This window comes from Luteimonas composti, from assembly GCF_042678665.1.
Taxonomy (GTDB): Bacteria; Pseudomonadota; Gammaproteobacteria; order Xanthomonadales; family Xanthomonadaceae; genus Luteimonas; species Luteimonas composti.
In genome coordinates this window covers 146,083-161,907 of record NZ_JBHTKU010000001.1, presented here as the reverse complement: position 1 = coordinate 161,907, position 15,825 = coordinate 146,083, and the positions used below count along the sequence as shown (strand labels likewise).

Sequence of the window (15,825 nt, the reverse complement as noted above, 5' to 3'; positions counted from 1 at the left end):
GGACGCGGCGTCAGGCATCCCGTGCGACGGAAACGCCGCCGGCGACCAGCCGGTCGACCAGCGGTCCCAAGCGATCGAGGTGCCGCCGCGAACTGTTCACAGAGCGCGAATGGACCGGCTCACGCACCTGCGCGGCGCTGGCGGTGGAGAACGCGACGTCGCTGGCCGGGGTCGCCAGCACCTGCGGCGTCCATTCCAACCCGCACCACTCATACATCCGCCTGGACTCTTCCTCCGGACGGGTCACCAGGTCCTCGTAGCGCACGTCCAGGATCCCGCCGGGCATGACCGCGTGCCAGTGGCGCATCATCCGCACGTAAGCAGCGTAGTAATCGCCGAGCTCGGCCTGGTCGTACGAGAACTCGTACGCACTGAAGAACAGCGTCTTCAAGATCGCGTAGCAGCTGTCCAGCGGATCGCGGACGAGGTGGATGATCTTCGCGTTAGGCAGAGCCTTGCGGATCATCCCGCAGTACATGAAGTTCGTCGGCAACTTGTCGATGAAGACGTCGGCGCCATGGGCCATCTGCCGCGCGCCCAGCATGTAGCGGCGCCCGACCTCCTGCAGGTCGGCCTGCAACGCGGCCTGCGTGGGGGACAGCCCCGGATCGCGGCGGCGGATCCGCTCCACCTCCGCGGTCAGGTGGAAGCCGAAGTCGAGCAGTTCGCCCGCATCGCCCACCTTGCCAGACTGCATCAGCAGCCGTTGCGCAAGCGTGGTGCCCGTGCGCGGCATGCCAACGATGAAGATCGCACCCGCCTCGTTGCAGCCATGCGTCGCGCCGGCCATTGCAGTCGCGTCCATCGTGTCCGTGATCTCGCCCAGGCCGCGGACCACCGCCCCGATGTCGTACTGGAGTCCAGCGCGTTTGCGCGACGCGCCGGCCTGCAGCGCGTCGAACGACTGTCCGTGTTCGCCGAGATCCTCGAGTTCCTTCGCCAGCGCGTACAGCGCGGCCGCCTCGTTGTCAGGCTTGGCGAACCCGGCAGCGATGCGCGCACGGATGTCGTCCACGTGGTTGTCTTCGGGCTTCTGCCGGCGTAGCACCGAGCGCAGGTAGATCGCCGTCCCGGCTTGGGGCGACCGCGCCAGCAGCTTCTCCAGCCCCGCTTCCGCCTGCGCTGCATCGCCCGCGTAGAACTGCGCCAGCGCGAGGTTGTAGCTCCAGTCCGGACGGTCCTCCAGACGCAGCGCGCGCTCGTAGCAGTCGATCGATTCGCGCAACCGGTTATGCAGGTAGTACAGCCTCGCCACCTGCCAGTACACGAGGGCCGGGGCATTCTCGCGCGTGGCCTGGGCCAGAATCCGTTCGGCGAGGGCCGGAATCTCGTCGCGGCGCAGGGCCGCCGAGAGCAGCCAGGCCTTCTTGATCAGATGGCGGATGGCGGGCTCCACCGCGATCGCCCGTTCGATCCAGGCGAGCGCGGCGACCGGATCTGCATCCGCCTGACAGGCATCGGCTAGGAACGCGAGGACCCGGGGGTGGCTCGGCCACTGCGCGTCCATCCCTTCGCCGTGGCGCACGGCTTCGCCGAACCGACCCTGCCGCAACAGGGAGATTCCACTCGCAAGTGATTGATCAAGCGTGGCACCAGCCGGTGTGCTACCCGTCGGCCGCGGCGCAGGAGAAGAGGTATTCATCGGCCGGGCAGTGTAGGCGCAGCGCAAGACCTACTCCAGCGGCGCCGTGAACTCCCCGGCCGTGACACCTTCGTTAAGGGAGCGGTCATTCATTGCTAATTTAATGTTAGGATCGAGCGCAAGGAGGGCAAAGCACAGGCCACTTCTTTCACAAGCGCTTGATTTAAAGGGGATTTAAATGAGGTTGACCAACAGGTCCAGCGGTTTCACCCGGAACCAGCTCACGCTTGCATTGGCAGCAGTGCTGCTCTTGCCGGCCGGTACGGCGTTCGCCCAGGAGGCGGGCCAGGATGCGCAGCAAGAAGGCACGGACGTCGAAGAGACCACCACGCCCGAGGGCGCGCCGGTCCAGGTCCTCGACCGGATGGTCGTCACCGGTTCGCGCATCAGTCGCGATACCTTCAACTCCGTCTCGCCAGTCCAGGTGATCACCCGTGAAGAGACCACGGCGGCCGGCTTCAGCTCGACTGCAGGCGTGCTGCAGAGCAACTCGGTGACCGGCGGGTCGTCTCAGATCAACAACGCTTACGGTGGGTTCGTCGTCAACGGCGGTCCCGGCGTCAACACCCTGTCGCTGCGCGGCCTGGGCGCGACGCGCACGCTGCTCCTGCTCAATGGCCGGCGCGTGTCGCCTGCGGGCTCGCGGGGCTCGGTCGGTTCTGCAGACCTCAACGTTCTGCCGAACATGTCGATCGACCACATCGAAATCCTCAAGGACGGCGCATCCTCCATCTACGGCTCCGACGCGGTGGCCGGCGTGGTGAACATCATCACCAAGCCCAAGGTGGATGGCGTGACCGTCGATTTCCAGCACAACGCCACGGCTGACGGCGGCGGCGAGGAAACCCGCGGCGGCATCATGCTCGGCAAGACCGGCGACCGCTGGCGCGTGTCCGGTTCGATGGAGATCTACCAGCGCGCCGAGATGACCTTCGGCGACCGCGACTGGGCCAGCAACTGCCCGCTGCCGCTGGTCGGCCGCAATGCCGACGGCAGCTACGGCGCCGACGACTACATCGATCCGGTGACGGGCCAGCCCAAGTGCTGGACCATTGACAACGGCGGCGTGACCATCAATACCCTGGGGACTGCCTACCTTCTCGGTCAGCCCGGCCTGGGCAGCCTCGGCTACTACGGCACCTACTTCCCCGAAGAGTGGGAAGGCGGTCTGGACTTCTTCAACCGCTGGCGCCCGAACCCCGGCGTGACCCAGGGCCTGGCCGGGTTCGAGGGCGTGGATGTCTACGGCCGTGACAGCTTCGACCCGCAGATGCTCCGCGAGTCGCTGGTCTCGCCGACCAAGAACTACACCGGATTCCTTGAGGGTGGCTTCGACCTGCAGGCGCTGGGCGATGCCGAGCTCTACTTCGAAGGCCTGTTCCACCGTCGCGAGTCGTCGCAGAACGGCTACCTGCAGCACACGATCGACTACCCGGTCGGCAGCCCGCTGCTGGGCGACCTGTCCTGGCTGCCAAGATTCGCGAATGCGCCGGCCGATGGATCGACCAACGGCCTGCCGATCGCCGCCCGCGCCTTCGTCGGCTGGGGCATCTACAAGAACTGGCAGGAAGTCGACTTCTACCGCACCACCTTGGGCTTGCGCGGTGACCTCGGTTCCGAATGGAACTACGACACCTACTTCAGCTATGCCCGCTCGGACGCGGACTACTACACCGAGAACCGCCTGACCGACCGCATCGCGCGCAGCTTCGACGTCGTGCCGGACGGCGCGGGCGGTTTTGCCTGCCGCAATCCGGCCGGCGGCTGCGTAGCCGCACCGGTCCTGACGGGCGCTGTGATCGGTGGCCAGCTGCCGGCCGAGTACCGCGACTGGATCATGGACGACACCCGCGGCAACACGCTGTACACCGAATCGACCTTCAACGCCGGGGTCAACGGCCCGCTGTTCGACCTGCCGTACGGCACGGTGAGCGCGGCCTTCGGCTTCGAGTACCGCGAGCAGAAGATCGACGACACGCCGGACCCGAACTCGATCGCAAACAACCTGTACGGGTTCACCGCCTCGCAGCCGACACGCGGCACGGACTCGGTGCAGGAGGCATACGCCGAAATTGAGGTGCCGGTCCTGTCGAACCTGCCGTTCGCGCAGGAACTGACCTTCAACTTCTCCGGCCGCTACACGGACTATGACTCGTACGGCGACGACACCACCTGGAAGGTCGGCATGCTGTACACGCCGGTGAGCTGGCTGTCGCTGCGTGCGTCGCGTGGCACCTCGTTCCGCGCGCCCGCGCTGTTCGAGCAGTTCCTGGGCGCCACCAGTGGCTTCCTCGGCGCCAACATCGACCCCTGCAACAACTGGGCGTCGCGTAATCCGAGCACCCCGCGCTACATCAACTGTGCCAGCCTGAACCTGCCGAACAACTTCAACCAGACCAACAGCGTCACGGTCATTACCCGCGGCGGTGCCGAAACCGGCCTGGCGGCGGAGACGTCAGTGGCGGTCACGGCCGGCCTGGTGTTGCAGCCGGAGTTCCCGGAATGGTTCGGCGACCTGTCGTTCGCTGCGGACTACTACGACATCAAGGTCGACAACGGCGTGGCGCGGCTTGGTGGCCAGCAGGTGCTGAACCTGTGCTACGACAGCCAGCCGGCGGACTTCAGTTCCAACGCCGGCTTCTGCAGCCTGGCCAGTCGCGGCCCCAACAACGCGCTGTCGGTGACCACGGGTTACGTGAACATCTCCGAGAGCGTGGTACGCGGCTGGGACTTCACCACGCGTTACGTGCGTGACATCGGACCGGGCACTTTCCGCGCTACCGCCCTGGTGTCGAACTACCTGACGCAGGCAGGCCGCACCTTCCCGACCGATCCGCTGCGCAATGTCACCGGCACCGTTGCCGCTCCGCAGTACACGGGGCAGCTCGAACTCTCGTACCGGGTGAAGAACTGGTTCCTGTTCGGCGGCGTCGACTGGGTCGAAAGCACCAACGACTACGACTACTACGACGAGTACTTCGACACCGACTACCGGGACACCTACCTGATGGAAACGGACGATTACTTCACCTACAACACGTCGGTGCAGTATTCGGGCGACGACTGGTCGGCCCGCGTCGGTGTCCGCAACCTGTCGGACAAGCAGCCGCCGATCATCTCGGCCTACACCAACACGCTGGGCAACGCCCCCCTGTACAGCGGCTACGACTTCTTCGGTCGGACTTTCTTCCTCAACCTGACCAAGTCGTTCTGACGCCCGCCGCACTGCCGGCAAGCTGAAAAAGGCCGCCATCCGCGAGGGTGGCGGCCTTCTTTCTGTCGCACTGCCGATCATGTACGCTCGCGGTGGTCCAGCCAATACAGACGGATTCGATGAAGCACATCCTCGTTGCCCTGTCGTTCGCGGCTGCCGCCGCGACCGGCCCGCTGCAGGCCGCGACACCTGCCACGCCCACAGTCGAACAGCTCGGCGCGTTCCCGGCGTTTTCCAGTTTCACCATGTCGCCTGACGGCAAGCACATCGCTGCGCTACGCGCCGAGGGCGAAGACCGTTACATCGCCGTGTGGCGGTCCGACGCGCTCGACCAGGCGCCGACGCTGATCGGCTCTGACAAGATGAAGTTCACCGGGGTGAGTTTCATCAAGAACGACAGGCTGGCGGTATCGCTCTGGCAACCGTTCGACCTGCGCGGTGAGCGCGTGGTCAAGACATTCCTCAGCAAGCTCATGATCACCGACCTAGCCGGCAAGCAGTGGAAGGAACCGCTGCCGCTTCCGCGCCCTCGGAGCCGCGAAGAGGAATTGGCGCAGTCAAGGACCAGTCCGACGGTGCTCGACAGCCTGCCCAACGATCCGCACCACATCCTGGTGATCAACAACATCGGCAGCTCGGGTGGCGATGTCTTCCGCGTGGATCTGCGCAACATGTCCTCGTCGCGCATCCAGATGACCGGCGAAGACGTGGCGGGCTATGTGACTGACCTGGCCGGCGAGCTGCGCGCTCGCCTGCAGACCAGGACCGACAGCACCGGCGCTTACATCGCGGCAGAGTTCCGCAATCCCCAGTCCGGTACGTGGGAGGAGCACTTCCGGTCCTACGTGAAGAACCGCGACCAGACCCAGATCGTCGGATTCGGCAGCGATCCGAACATCGCCTTCATCCAGAGCAATGAGGGCCAGGACAAGTCGAGCATTTTCGAGTACGACATCGCCGCGAAGAAGCGCAAGGAAGTGCTGTTCCAGCACGCCTTCTTTAACGCGGGCCGGGTCATCGTCAATCCCTACCTCAGCGCCGGCGAAGGGTTCGGCGAGATCCTCGGTCTCGGCTACGAGGGTCCGCGCGGCGACGACGTGGAATGGGTCTCGCCGCGGATGCGGGCTCTCGACGCGGGTCTGCGCCAGGCGCTCGGCATCCGCCTGCAGCGCACCGAACTCGTGGACCCGGCGACCGGCAGCCGCGCCAGCGTCGAGTACCCGGTGGAGAAGAGCTACCGTGTTATCGATTTCACGCCGGACCTGTCCACCATGCTGTTGAGCGTGGACGGCGCCTCTCATCCGCCGGAGTACTACCTGTTCCGCAACGGGTCACTGTCGCTGCTGGCCAAGTCGTATCCGCAGATCGACACCGCCGCGCTGGGCCGAACCGAACTCGTCTATTACCCTGCACGCGACGGTCTGCAGGTTCCGGCGTTCCTGACCCGCCCGGACGGCGAGCTGTGCGGCGCGGGTCCGTGGCCGGCGGTCGTACATCCCCATGGCGGCCCCTGGTCGCGCGACACGATGGACTTCGACGGATCGATGTGGGTGCCATTGATGGCATCGCGTTGCATGGCGGTACTGCGGCCGCAGTTCCGGGGCTCTGACGGCTGGGGTCGCAAGCTCTGGATGGCGGGCGACATGGAGTGGGGCCAGAAGATGCAGGATGACAAGGACGATGGCGCGAAGTGGCTGATCGACCAGGGAATCGCAGCGCCGGGCCGCATCGCGATGTTCGGCTTCTCCTATGGCGGCTACTCCGCCTTCGCAGCGTCGGTACGGCCCAACGGCATTTACAAGTGTGCCATCGCCGGCGCTGGCGTAACCGACATCAACCGCATCTGGGCCCGCTTCTACAGCAACCCATTCTTCCGCCAGGCGCAGGCACACACGGTGAAGGGTCTGAGTCCCCTCGACCGGGCCGGCGACATCAAGATCCCGCTGATGGTCTACCACGGTGTTCGCGACCAGACGGTACCGGTCGAGCAGTCTCAATGGTTCGTGTCCCGCGCCAAGTCCGCCGCGCATCCTGTGGTCTATCACGAAATCGAGGACTACGGCCATGGCCCTGCATGGACGCGCGGGATCATGACCCGGCAGCTAGGCCTGATCGAGGACTACCTCGTGAACGACTGCGGCGGCGGCGGACTGTGATCCGGTCGGCATTCGGGTCTCATGTGATACATCCCATCAGGTTCTACCGGAGTACACCCATGGCTCGTCGTTCCATCCAGTTTTTCGGGGGCGCATCCGCCCTGCTCATGGCGGCCTCCGCCCTCGCCGCCGACCCCGCGGTCGGCCGCTGGAAGACCATCGACGGCGACACCGGCCAGGCCAAGTCGATCGTCGAGATCAGCCAGAACGCCGACGGCAGCCTCAGCGGCCGCATCGTCGAGCTGCTCAACCCGAGCCGTCCCAATCCCACCTGCGACAAGTGCAAGGACGATCGCAAGAACAAGCCGATCACCGGGATGGAGATCATCCGCGGCATGCGGCGCGACGGCGAGGACTACGCCGGCGGCACCATCCTCAAGCCCGACGAGGGCAAGGTGTACAAGTCGAAGATGGAGCTGATCGAAGGCGGCAGCAAGCTCGAGGTGTCGGGCTGTGTCGCGTTCATCTGCAAGTCGCAGGTCTGGCTGCGGCAGTAGCGCCGCGCCAGGCAGGCGCCAGGGGCCCGGCCATCGCGCCGGGCCTTTCCGTTTCCCGGGTTCGGCGCAGGGGCGCTCCGGCGGCCATGCGATAATCGGCGCCCCTTCGCAGAACGCCGCGCCATGCCCCGCCCCGCCATCGTCACCAGCGCCCTGCCCTACGGCAACGGGCACCTGCACATCGGCCACCTGGTCGGCTATATCCAGGCCGACATCTGGGTGCGGGCGCGACGCATGGCCGGCGGCGAGGTGCATTTCGTCTGCGCCAACGACACCCACGGCACCCCGATCATGCTCGCGGCCGAAAAGGCCGGCGTGGCGCCCGAGGAGTTCATCAAGGTTACCCAGGCCAGCCAGCAGCGCGACTTCGGCGACTTCCGCGTCGACTTCGACTGGTACCACTCGACCCATTCGGACGAGAACCGCGAACTGACCGAGCGCTTCTACGCCGCGCTCGACCGCGGCGGCCACATCGACCGTCGCTCGATCGAGCAGCTCTACGATCCGGTCAAGCAGATGTTCCTGCCCGACCGCTACGTCAAGGGCAGGTGCCCGGTCTGCGGCACCGACGACCAGTACGGCGACAACTGCGAGAACTGCGGCGCGACCTACTCGCCGACCGAGCTCAAGAACCCGCGCTCGGTGGTCTCCGGCGCGACGCCGGAATTGCGCGCATCCGAGCACTTCTTCTTCAGGGTCGGCGACTTCACCGAGACGCTGCGCGGCTGGCTGGAGCGCGACGTCGCCATCCCCGGCGTCAAGGCCAAGCTGCGCGAGTGGATCGACGCCGAGGGCGGCCTGCGCGACTGGGACATCTCGCGCGACGCGCCCTATTTCGGCTTCGAGATCCCGGGCCATCCGGGCAAGTACTTCTACGTCTGGCTGGATGCCCCGATCGGCTACTTCTCCAGCCTGCTGGCGCTGGCTCGCAGCGGCCGCAAACCCGGTTTCGACGAGGCGGCGTTCGACGGGCTGCTGGCGCCCGGCGAGCACGCCGAGCTGCGCCACTTCATCGGCAAGGACATCGTCAACTTCCACGGCCTGTTCTGGCCGGCGGTGCTGTCGGGCAACGGCCTGCGCCTGCCCGAACGCCTGCACGTCAACGGCTACCTGACCGTCGACGGCGCGAAGATGTCGAAGTCGCGCGGCACCTTCGTGATGGCGCGCACCTACCTCGACAGCGGCCTCGATCCCGAAGCGCTGCGCTACTACTTCGCCACCAAGTCCTCCGGCGGCGTGGACGACGTCGACCTCAACCTGTCTGACTTCGTCGCGCGTGTGAACAGCGACCTGGTCGGCAAGTTCGTCAACATCGCCAGTCGCTGCGCGAAGTTGCTGGAAACGCAGTTCGGCAACGTCCTGCCCGGCGGCACGCCCGAAGGCGGAAGCGAAGGCTGGGCGGCGCAGGCGCGCGCGGTGCGCGATGGCGTGCGCAAGGCCAGCCTGACGGCGCCGCCGGACTACGAAGCCGGCAACTTCGCGGCCGTGGCGCGCAGCGCCATGGCCGCGGCCGACAGCGTCAACGAGTACATCGCGCAGACCGCGCCCTGGGCGCTGGCCAAGGATCCCGCGCGCCGCGCCGACCTGCACCTGGTGCTGGGCACCTCGCTGCAGGCCTTCGCCGACATCGCGGGCATGCTCAAGCCGGTGCTGCCGGGCATCGTCGCGCGCGTCGAGCAGTACCTCGGCGTCGACGGCCTGCGCCCGGGCGCCTTCGTCGAACTCGACGGCCGCACGCTGCAGTCCTACGTTCCCCTGTTCACCCGCATCGACCCCAAGCACATCCAGGCCATGACCGACGCCAGCAAGGACACCCTCGCCGCTCACGTGGACGCCACGCCCGCCAAGGCCGCCGCGAAGGACGCCGCCAAGGAGGCGTCGCTCGCGCAGGCCGCTGGCGACGCGCCGGCCTATATCGGCATCGACGACTTCGCCAAGCTCGACCTGCGTATCGGCAAGGTGCTCGAGTGCGGCTTCGTCGAGGGCTCGGACAAGCTGCTGCGCTTCCTGCTCGACGCCGGCGAGCTCGGCCAGCGCCAGATCTTCTCCGGCATCCGCGCCAGTTACGGCGAACCGGACACCCTGGTCGGTCGCAAGGTCGTGTTCATCGCCAACCTCGCGCCGCGCAAGATGCGCTTCGGGCTGAGCGAGGGCATGATCCTGTCGGCCGGCTTCGACGGCGGCGCGCTGGCCCTGCTGGATGCCGATGCCGGCGCCGAGCCCGGCATGCCGGTGCGCTGAAGGAACCCGGGCGGCCGAACCCCATGCACCGCGCGCGGACCGGCTCCCACGGCAGGCGACTGGCGTGAGCACGCAGACGCCGGATCGCCCCGACCTCGTCGAACGCCTGGACCGCCTGCTGCCGCAGACCCAGTGCGGCCAGTGCGGTTTCGCGGGCTGCCGGCCGTATGCCGAGGCGATGGCCCGGGGCGAGGCCGGCATCGACCACTGTCCTCCCGGGGGTGATGCCGGTGCGCTTGCGCTGGCCCGCCTGCTCGGCGTGCCCGCCCTGCCCTACGACCGCGGCCGCGGGCTGCAGTCGCCGCCGCAGGTCGCGCTGATCGTGGAGGCCGACTGCATCGGCTGCACCAAATGCATCCAGGCCTGCCCGGTCGACGCGATCGTCGGCGCGAACAAGCTGATGCACACGGTGCTGCCGACGTTGTGCACCGGCTGCGAACTGTGCGTCCCCGCCTGCCCGGTCGACTGCATCGTGATGGAAGCGGCGTCCGGCGCCTGAGCGACGCCGGACGCGGGGGCGTTCAGTCCTTCGAGCAGGCGGAGCAGATCCGCTCGACCTCGTAGCCCTTGGCGCGCAGCTGCTCGACCACGCCGTCCTCGCCCAGCAGGTGCAGGGCACCGACCACCACCAGCACGTCGTCGCCCTCCGGTGCCTGCAGTTTGGCCTCGAGCTTCGGGACCCAGGCCGCGTTGCGTTCGACGTTGATGCGCCGGTACAGGTCGGGGAATTCGCGGCGCATGTCCGCGGCCATGCCCTCCCAGAGCGCGGCGGCATCGCCGTTGCGCCAGGCCGAGTGCAGCTTGTCGATCTCGGCCGGGCCTTCGGCGGCCCCCTCCAGCGCCTGCTGCAGGAACTGCAGCTGTTCGGCGCGATCCATGCCGTCGAGAAACGCGATCTGCTCGACGCCCGTTTCCAGGCCCGCGGTCGCCTTGCCGGTTTCGCCGGCGCGCCGGGCGAGATGGGTATCCAGGCCCAGCGTCGGGTCGAGGCCGGCCTTGCCCATCTCCACCACGGTGACCATCAGGCCGACGAACCACGGCTCGAACATCTGCAGCGCCTGCGCCGGCAGCTTCATCGCCTCCAGCGGCGCGGCGTTGGCCCGGGTCCACTCCGCCAGCGCCTGACGGGTCTGTTCGGGCAGTTCGCTGTCCAGGCCGGTGCCGTCGGTACGCAGCGCCGCCTGTCCCATCTGCATGCCCAGCATCGGCGAGCCCAGCTCCTCGGGCGGGATCTCGAACACCACCTGTTCCGCATCGGCGAGCGCGACGTCGATGTCGCGCGAGAGCGGATAGTCGGCGGGCTTGAGCAGGTGGAACGAGCCGAGCAGGTACAGCGAGCTGTCCTGGTCGGACACCTTCCACATCAGCGGTACGGGCGCCTGCTCGCGGGCCGCATCGGCATGGGCTGCGCCGGCGAGGGCCAGCAGGGTGGCGAGCGCGAGGGCGCTGCGGAAGGAGCGGCGGGCATTGCGGCGAAGACGCATCGATCTGTCCTTTTCGATTGGGCTTGGCATCGTTCCAGACGCCGAAGACCGTGGGGATGTGACCGGTCGCGCGCATCGCGCTGCATCGGCGATGCATTGCGACCTGCCACGCGCCCGGAGGCGGCGGCCTACGGCCGGCGGTATTTCTTCTCGCCTGCGGTGACCGCCAGGTCCAGGCGGTTCTCGGGCGGCGGCAGCGGACACGTGGCGAAGTCGGTGAACACGCAGGGCGGGTTGTAGGCGCGGTTGAAGTCGACCAGCACGCGACCTTCGGCATCGGGCGCGGCCGTATAGAGGTAGCGTCCCGCGCCATAGCTCCCGTGCCCGCTGGTGCGGTCGGCGAAGACCAGGAACAGGCCGCCGTCCTCGCCCTCCAGCGCTTCGAGCCGGTAGCCGGCGCCGCCATGTTCGAACTCGATCGCGCCCGGGTTGGGCTGCGGCGCCTGGCGGCTGGTGATGTCCATGATCGGAATGGTCTTGCCCTGCGGATGGGCCACGAAACGCGCCTGCACGCGCCAGGCCGGATCCGCGGGCCAGTACTCCAGCGGGCCCAGGCCGGTGAGGCTGGCCGCCTCGGCGTGCTTCACCCGCAGCGCCTTGCGCCCGCCGCGATCCACCAGCGACAGCTGGCCCTTGCCCTCGTCGAAAGCCACGATGGTCGGCGTCCCGCTCACGTCCGGCAGCAGCTCGATCCGCTCCTTCGCCGGCGCGTCGTCGACGGTCAGCGCCGCCCCGGGATCGGGGACGAGCCACACGCGTCCGCCCTGCTGCTGCAGCATGCCCAGCTTCTCCGGGCCCTTCGCGAGTCGGATGCCGTTGGTCGCCCCGCTGCCCACGTAATGCGCGGGCAACTCGATCCAGTGCAGCCCGATCAGGCTCGCCCAGCCGTCGGGCTCCAGCAGCGCGGCACGACGCTCGGCGCGCCAGGCCTCGTTGTCCGCGACGAACGCCGGATCCGCGGGCGACTGCGCCGCCTCTTCGTCACTCGCAGCGTCGCCGGGTCCGCCCGTGCACGCGGCCAGCAGCAGCGCCAGCACGACCCCCGTCGCGCCCCCCGGAATCCTCGGCATCACCGCCCCCTCAGGAACCATCGATCGATCTCGCCCAGCCGGAAGTGCGCCCAGGTCGGGCGCCCATGGTTGCACTGTCCCGAGCGTTCCGTGGCCTCCATCTGCCGCAGCAGCGCGTTCATCTCGGGAACCGTCAGGCGCCGGTTGGCGCGCACCGCACCGTGGCAGGCCATGGTCGACAGCAGCTCGTCGCGGGCGCTGCGCACCCGCAGGCTTTCGCCGCGTTCGCGCAGGTCGGCCAGCACGTCGCGCAGCAGCGCTTCGGTATCGCCATCAGCCAGCAGCGCCGGCACGCTGCGCAGGGTCAGGCTCTGCGGTCCTGCGCGGGACACTTCGAAGCCGAGCTCGGCCAGGGTTGCGGATTCCTGTTCGGCCACGTCGGCCTCGCGCTCGGACACCGCGACCACCTGCGGCACCAGCAGGGGCTGGGTGCGCAGGCCCTCGCTGTCGTGCGCAGCCTTGAGCCGCTCGTAGCCGATGCGTTCGTGCGCGGCATGCATGTCCACCACGATCAGCCCGTCGGCCGCCTCGCTGAGGATGTAGATGCCGTGCAGCTGCGCCACCGCATAGCCCAGCGGCGGGACGCCCGCGGCGGCATCGGCGTGCGGCAGGGAAGGCGCCGCCGCTTCCGTCTCCGCCGTGGCGGGCCCGGGTGCGTACAGGGCGGCATAGGCCGCGCGCGCCTCGTCCACCTGCAGCGCCATCGGCACCTGGGCCGCCGCCAGGCCGCCCCAGGAGGGGCGCGCAGACGGGGTGGCCGCAGGCCAGGACGGCGCGGCCGCCGCATCGCGCGCCGCCAGGCCCTGCGTACCGTCCGCCTGCGCCGCCGTGCCCGCGCGCGTGCCCGCCAGGGCGTCGTGCAGGGTGCGATAGACGAAGTCGTGCACCAGGCGCGCGTCGCGGAACCGGACCTCGTGCTTGGCCGGATGCACGTTGACGTCGACCCGGGTCGGATCGAGTTCGAGGAACAGCACGTAGGCCGGCTGGCGCCCGTGGTACATCACGTCGGCGAAGGCCTGCTTGACCGCATGCGCGACGCTGCGGTCGCGCACCGAGCGGCCATTGACGTAGAGGTACTGCTGGTCGGCGCTCGCGCGCGAGTACGCCGGCTGCGCGATCCAGCCGTGCAGCCGCAGGCCGGCGCCCTCGTGCTCGACGCGCAGCGCGTGCTTCGCGAACTCCTCGCCGAGGGTTTCGAGCAGGCGCTCGCCGGTGAACAGGGCGCCGCCGGAACGATCGAAGGCGCGGTAGCGCCGCGATGCCTTGCCGTTGTGCGACACCCGCAGCTCGACGTCCGGGCGCGCAAGCGCCAGCGAACGCAGCCATTCCTCGATGTGGCCTAGCTCGGTCCGTTCGGCGCGCAGGAACTTGCGCCGGGCCGGCACGTTGTAGAACAGGTCGCGCACCTCGACCGTGGTCCCGGCCGGATGCTGCCTGGGCGTCACCTCGCTCACACGCCCGCCTTCGACCGCGAGCTCGGCGCCATGCGCGTCCTCCGCGCGTCGCGTCGACAGCCGGAAGCGGCTGACCGAAGCGATCGACGGCAGCGCCTCGCCGCGGAACCCGAGCGTGGCCACCGCTTCGAGGTCGTCGAGGCTGGCGATCTTGCTGGTGGCGTGGCGCGAGACCGCCAGCGGCAGTTCCTCGGCCGGCATGCCGCCTCCGTCGTCGCGCACGCGGATCAGGCGCACGCCGCCTTCCTCCAGGTCGAGGTCGATCCGCGTCGCGCCGGCGTCGAGCGCGTTCTCGACCAGTTCCTTGACCACCGATGCGGGTCGTTCGACGACCTCGCCCGCGGCGATCTGGTTGATCAGGGTGTCGGGCAGTTGCTGGATGGGCACCCGCGCATGATAGCGGTGCGCGCCCGCGACGAGGCGGAACGCCCGCTTTCGAACGCAGTGGGCGGACGCCGGCGTCCCGGGGCCCGGCCCCCTTGAGCGACTACGGGCTGCCGCCCGCGCTCGCCACCTGCCCGGCCGCGGCCCGGGCCGCGTACAGCGTGCCCGGCGGCGGCTGGCTGGAGAAGTAGGTGTGCACGCCATCGAGGATCGCGCGCGCCACGGTGCCCTGGAACGCCGGATCCACCAGGCGCTTTTCCTCGTCGGGATTTGAGAGGAAGGCGGTCTCGACCAGCATCGCGGGCATGTCCGAGGTGCGCAGCACCGCGAAGTTGGCGCGCTCGATGTGCGGCTTGTGGTTGTTGCCGATGCGCTTGAGGCCCTGGAGGATGTGGTTGCCCGCGTCCTCGGAAGCCTTCATCTGACCGCTCTGGGTGAGGTCGAGCAGCACGTTGGTAAGCACGCTGTCGTTGCTCGGGGCGCGCACGCCGCCGATCAGGTCGGCCGCGTTTTCCTTGTCGGCCAGCCAGCGCGCGCGCTGCGACGAGGCGCCGCGCAGCGACAGCACGTAGACCGAGGATCCCTTGGCGTTGCGGTTCTCGGCCGCATCGGCGTGGATCGAAATGAACATGTCCGCCCGCGCCTGCCGGGCGATGCGGGCGCGGTTGTTCAAGGGGATGAACACGTCGCGGTCGCGGACCAGGTGCGCGCGGAGGCCCGGCGTGGCGTTGACCTGGCGCGCCAGTTCGCGCGCGATGGCCAGGGTGATGTCCTTCTCGCGCTTGCCGGTGGGGCCGATCGCGCCCGGGTCCTGCCCGCCGTGGCCGGCATCGATGGCGATCACCAGCGGCCGGCCGCCGTTGGCGATGGCCGGCTGCGCGGGGACGGGCGCAGGCACCGCTGCCGGCGTCGCCGGAGGCTGGACCGAAGCCGCTGCGGCAGTCGGCATCGCCACCGGTTGCCCCCTGGTGTTGCCAGACTGCGGTGGCGGTGCCGGGGCGGGAGCAGGTTGCGCGGCGGTCGCCGAGGCGGCCTGCTTCGCCGTCGCCAGGCCCGCCACCAGGCGCGAGGTCGCGGCGGCGGACGCGGCGGAAGGATCGGGTGCGGGCGGCTGCGGCTCGACCGCGGGGGCCGCCGGTACGGCGGCGTTGGCCGCAGGCTGGGCGGCAGTCCGCCGCGCCGTGGCACCGGCGGAGGCCGCGGCGATGCGGGCGATGGGATCGTCCTGTCCGTCGCCCGGCCACTCGATCACCAGCCGGGTGCCCCCGGGTCCCGACTCGTAGCGGGGCTTGAGCGCGGCCACCGGCTCGGCGAGGTCGAACACGATGCGCACGGTGCCGGGTTCGGGCTGGCCGCTGCGGATGGTCTTGACCACGCCCGCAGGCGCCGGCAGGGCCAACTTGCCCGCGGCGCGGCTGGCGGGCAGGTCGACGACCAGGCGGTCGGGATTGGCCAGCGAGATCAGGCGGTACTCGGCTTCGCCGTCCACGCGAAGCTCGGCGCGGGTGCCGGTGGGCCCGGTCTGAAGTTCGATACCGCGGATTTCCGCGGCGTGGGCGAGGTTCCAGAGCAGCGCCGCCAGCAGTGCCGCCGCCAGCAAGACCTGTTGGACGTTGATTCCCCGCGTGCGCATGAGCCGTAGTCAATCACCGTTGATACGGATTTGCAACGCACTTTTCCTTT

General features: G+C 68.7%; 10 protein-coding genes. 5 read left to right on the top strand and 5 right to left on the bottom strand.

The features are described 5' to 3' along the window. Positions 1-10: 10 nt before the first annotated feature. Positions 11-1,642, bottom strand: coding sequence for a tetratricopeptide repeat-containing sulfotransferase family protein (locus ACFQ2D_RS00735; protein ID WP_386795505.1), 1,632 nt, complete (start codon positions 1,640-1,642; stop codon positions 11-13). A 178-nt stretch (positions 1,643-1,820) separates the two neighbouring features. Between ACFQ2D_RS00735 and ACFQ2D_RS00730 the strand changes: the two genes are divergently transcribed. The 5 genes from ACFQ2D_RS00730 to rnfB all read left to right on the top strand — a co-directional run bounded on the left by ACFQ2D_RS00730 (position 1,821) and on the right by rnfB (position 10,249). Beyond that, entirely contained in the window at positions 1,821-4,856 is a 3,036-nt protein-coding gene (locus tag ACFQ2D_RS00730) for a TonB-dependent receptor plug domain-containing protein (RefSeq protein ID WP_280941692.1), read from the top strand. 119 nt (positions 4,857-4,975) lie between these two features. Next, positions 4,976-7,012, top strand: coding sequence for an alpha/beta hydrolase family protein (locus ACFQ2D_RS00725; protein WP_280941691.1), 2,037 nt, complete (start codon positions 4,976-4,978; stop codon positions 7,010-7,012). Positions 7,013-7,071: 59 nt separating this feature from the next. Next, positions 7,072-7,509, top strand: a complete 438-nt coding sequence (locus ACFQ2D_RS00720; protein ID WP_280941690.1) for a DUF2147 domain-containing protein — start codon at positions 7,072-7,074, stop codon at positions 7,507-7,509. Between the two features lie 123 nt (positions 7,510-7,632). After that, on the top strand, positions 7,633-9,750 hold the full coding sequence (gene metG, locus ACFQ2D_RS00715) for a methionine--tRNA ligase (RefSeq protein WP_280941689.1): 2,118 nt from the start codon (positions 7,633-7,635) through the stop codon (positions 9,748-9,750). 64 nt (positions 9,751-9,814) lie between these two features. Next, complete coding sequence (gene rnfB, locus ACFQ2D_RS00710; RefSeq protein ID WP_280941688.1) at positions 9,815-10,249, top strand: Rnf electron transport complex subunit RnfB; 435 nt, start codon at positions 9,815-9,817, stop codon at positions 10,247-10,249. A 22-nt stretch (positions 10,250-10,271) separates the two neighbouring features. On the opposite strand, the gene ACFQ2D_RS00705 is transcribed toward rnfB, so the two are convergent. From ACFQ2D_RS00705 to ACFQ2D_RS00690, 4 genes are all read right to left on the bottom strand, one after another. After that, positions 10,272-11,234: a TraB/GumN family protein gene (locus ACFQ2D_RS00705; protein ID WP_280941687.1), complete on the bottom strand. Its 963-nt coding sequence runs from the start codon at positions 11,232-11,234 to the stop codon at positions 10,272-10,274. Positions 11,235-11,362: 128 nt separating this feature from the next. Then, complete coding sequence (locus ACFQ2D_RS00700; RefSeq protein ID WP_280941686.1) at positions 11,363-12,304, bottom strand: DUF1684 domain-containing protein; 942 nt, start codon at positions 12,302-12,304, stop codon at positions 11,363-11,365. Continuing rightward, positions 12,304-14,145, bottom strand: a complete 1,842-nt coding sequence (mutL, locus tag ACFQ2D_RS00695; RefSeq protein WP_280941685.1) for a DNA mismatch repair endonuclease MutL — start codon at positions 14,143-14,145, stop codon at positions 12,304-12,306. Before mutL ends, ACFQ2D_RS00700 begins: the two co-directional genes overlap by 1 nt. Before the next feature lie 100 nt (positions 14,146-14,245). Then, the gene (locus tag ACFQ2D_RS00690; RefSeq protein WP_280941684.1) at positions 14,246-15,775 is read right to left on the bottom strand and encodes an N-acetylmuramoyl-L-alanine amidase; all 1,530 of its coding nucleotides are present in this window, start codon (positions 15,773-15,775) and stop codon (positions 14,246-14,248) included. Positions 15,776-15,825 lie beyond the last annotated feature (50 nt).

What these genes read in the sequence shown, in the direction of transcription:
- ACFQ2D_RS00690 (WP_280941684.1), bottom strand. Translation starts at nt 15,775, where the DNA reads ATGCGCACGCGGGGAATCAACGTCCAACAGGTCTTGCTGGCGGCGGCA.
- ACFQ2D_RS00720 (WP_280941690.1), top strand. Translation starts at nt 7,072, where the DNA reads ATGGCTCGTCGTTCCATCCAGTTTTTCGGGGGCGCATCCGCCCTGCTC.
- ACFQ2D_RS00725 (WP_280941691.1), top strand. Translation starts at nt 4,976, where the DNA reads ATGAAGCACATCCTCGTTGCCCTGTCGTTCGCGGCTGCCGCCGCGACC.
- ACFQ2D_RS00700 (WP_280941686.1), bottom strand. Translation starts at nt 12,304, where the DNA reads ATGCCGAGGATTCCGGGGGGCGCGACGGGGGTCGTGCTGGCGCTGCTG.
- ACFQ2D_RS00735 (WP_386795505.1), bottom strand. Translation starts at nt 1,642, where the DNA reads ATGAATACCTCTTCTCCTGCGCCGCGGCCGACGGGTAGCACACCGGCT.
- ACFQ2D_RS00705 (WP_280941687.1), bottom strand. Translation starts at nt 11,234, where the DNA reads ATGCGTCTTCGCCGCAATGCCCGCCGCTCCTTCCGCAGCGCCCTCGCG.
- ACFQ2D_RS00730 (WP_280941692.1), top strand. Translation starts at nt 1,821, where the DNA reads ATGAGGTTGACCAACAGGTCCAGCGGTTTCACCCGGAACCAGCTCACG.
- metG (WP_280941689.1), top strand. Translation starts at nt 7,633, where the DNA reads ATGCCCCGCCCCGCCATCGTCACCAGCGCCCTGCCCTACGGCAACGGG.